The organism is Salipiger sp. 1_MG-2023 (assembly GCF_030547555.1).
GTDB lineage: Bacteria > Pseudomonadota > Alphaproteobacteria > Rhodobacterales > Rhodobacteraceae > Salipiger.
This window is the reverse complement of record NZ_JAUOQN010000134.1, coordinates 1-2698: the sequence shown is the minus strand read 5'-3', so window position 1 is coordinate 2698 and position 2698 is coordinate 1. Positions and strand designations below refer to the sequence as shown.

Here is a 2698-nt window from a genome sequence, read left to right as displayed (position 1 = left end):
CAAGCGGCCACGCATGTCTGATAAGGCAAACTTATGGGACATATTGGCAAAGCGCAAGATGCGGCGGTTTTGGAGGCATATATAGGAAAAAAACGCCGTTTATGGTCGGTGTTGATCGGTCCGGGAGGGCTGGACCGCGTCGACGCAAGGTCTGATCGACCTACCGGAGGAGGAACAGCAGCAGGATGCGGGGATGGCGTGCGACAGACAGGATGACCTCCGGGGTCACCTCTGCGCGCGCTGAAACCATTGAATATTTTGCGTTTTTGACGGGCTCGGGGCTGAGCCATCTGCACCTTGTGTTGGAGCGCGGGGAGGTGCCGTACGCCCTGCTGCGCGACAGGCTGGCGCTGCGGGCCGCAGCGGTTTGCGTTGCGTTTCCGGGCGTCCCGAGCGGGCAGTGGAGCTGCGCGACGAGATCCACCATCTGCGCCCGGGCGACCTGCCCGAACCTGCCTGGAATGGCGTCGCGCGGTGGAACGGCGGGTGTCGGTCAAGGCTCTCGCCCGTGCTCTGCCGGGCGCTGAGCCGGGTCAGATCGCCACCTGGCGCGACGCGGGACGCCGGTGACCCGTGCGGCGATGGACCTGGAAAGGGTGCTGCCCGATGCCCTGCGCGCGAATGCGACGGCGTTGGTGCTTGCCGATGCCGCTCTCGCGCAGGCCCCTGGCTGGCTTCATCTGGTCCCGCTGCTGGCCACAGGCCTGAAACGCGCTGATCTACGTCGGCAGGGTGACGATTGTAATCGCCGGACGTAATCTCCCCAAAACCGCCGTTTGAAAAATCCCCAGACATGAACGGCAGGGCCAATTCCGAACCTCAAATATTCGGAATTGGCGCTGCGGCGGGACACAGGCCTGATGCTCCAAATAGAGAGCGACAGGGGCAGGCAGGTGAAGGGACTGAGGGAGATCGTTTCGATCCATGATCTGAAGAAACAGGGTCTCAGCATTTCAGCGATCGTGCGGAAAGTTGGCTGTGACCGCAAGACGGTGCGCAAGCACCTAGAACGCGGCCTCGAAGCGCAGGTCTACGGCCTGCGGGCACCGCGGGACCGGATCAACGAACCCTTTGAGCGCTACCCTCCAGGCGCGCGTTCAGGCCTTCCCCGATATGAGCGGCGCCCGCCTGCTGCGCGAAATCCGGGAACTGGGCTATGAGGGCGGCTACACCCTGGTGACCGACTTCCTGCGAGAGGTTCGCCCGGCCAAACAAACCCAATTTGAGCGGCGGTTCGAAACCCCGCCTCGCAAACAGGCCCAGGTCGATTTTGCCGAGTTCACTGTGGAGTTCACCGATGACCCCGGCGTTGTCCGCAAGGTTTAGCTTGTCTCGATGGTGCTTGGCCATAGCCGCTGGCTTTGGGGCCGCTTTGTTGCCAGCCAGAACCTGCAGTCTGTCCTGCGCTGTCACATCGCGGCACTCTCCGCCATGGGCGGCGCCGTCTGGCGTTGTTGCACGAAGGATGAGGGATTCACCTCGTGAATCCAATGTAGTAGCCGGAGGGTATGAGCAGACCTCCGAAGACGACTTGCAAGACCACCAACTGGCACAGCTACAACCAGGCGCTGAGGGAGCGCGGATCACTGACCGCTTGGTTCGACCCCTCGATGCGGTAGGAAGCCATTCCGTCGGGGCGTCGCGGCCGTCAGCAGGCCTATAGTGACGCTGCGCCTCACCCTCAAGGCTCTCCTCGGGCTACCGCTCCGCCAAGCGACCGGTTTCGTGGCGAGCCTGCTCGAACTGTCCGGGCTCGGCTGGTCAGTGCCGGACTTCAGCACTCTGTCACGTCCACTGCCTGGCAGGCGTATCTGTAAGATGCTGCCAAGAAGGGCCAGAAGACCTTGAACGTGATGATCCCGTATCGCGGTTCCAAGGGGCCGCTGCATCTGCTCGTCCCCTCTCGGGACATCACTACGTGATGCCCTGCCGGGCAGTTGACAGCACCGGCATCAAGGTGAGAGGCGAAGGCGCCCTCTCATGGTTTGCAAGTAAACCATTGCCGGGTCGTAAGTGGCACACGCGTAAGCATCCCTCTCACACATGCAAGCATGTGCTGTCGGGCAATGGGCGGCTCGGAACGAAGGGTCTGGCGCAAGATCCCCCTCGGCGACGATGAGGAAACACTGGAGTTCGGGCGGTCCACCGCCCGGCAGGCGATTTACATGGCAAATCTGCCGAGAGGGGAGGTCACCTCCAGCAATGTCGGCCCCTCTCGGCAGCATGCTGCGCATGCGCCTGACGGGCAGTGGATGCGCCGATGCTGCCAGAGCTGCTTGCCCAGCTGCCCCCGGATCAGGAGATCGCCATTGTTACAGCAGACGGTGCCTGCGACACGCGCGCCTGCCACGATGCCGTCGCCGACCGCGGTGCGGCAGCGATCATTCCGCCCCGCCGCAACGCGAGGCCCCGGAGGCCGGACACGGCAGGAGCCCGAGCACGCAACGAGATCCTGCGGACGTCAAAGCATCTTGGTCGGGCGCTGTGGCGGAACTGGAGCGGCGACCAGCGACGTAGCAGGGTGGAGACGAAAATGACCTGCGTGAAGGTGCCTGGACAGAGGCTGATGTCCCGCGACTTCGACCGCCAGGTTGCCGAAGTTCAGATCCGTGCGGCGGTCATGAACCGCTACACCGCTCTTGGCATACCCGTCACAGAGGCCGTAGGATAACTCCGTCCGGGGAAAGCATCTGTCTTG

1 protein-coding gene and 2 pseudogenes are annotated in these 2698 nt (G+C 63.2%); all 3 read left to right on the top strand.

Translation table 11 applies throughout. From position 1 onward, the window contains the following. Positions 1-185 precede the first annotated feature (185 nt). A pseudogene (locus tag Q4543_RS24090) lies at positions 186-740 on the top strand (DUF1403 family protein); the annotation flags it as partial. A gap of 331 nt (positions 741-1071) precedes the next feature. Next, the gene (locus Q4543_RS24085) at positions 1072-1326 is read left to right on the top strand and encodes a hypothetical protein (protein ID WP_303442635.1); all 255 of its coding nucleotides are present in this window, start codon (positions 1072-1074) and stop codon (positions 1324-1326) included. A 182-nt stretch (positions 1327-1508) separates the two neighbouring features. Further along, a pseudogene (locus Q4543_RS24080) lies at positions 1509-2671 on the top strand (transposase). The last annotated feature ends 27 nt before the right edge of the window (positions 2672-2698 follow it).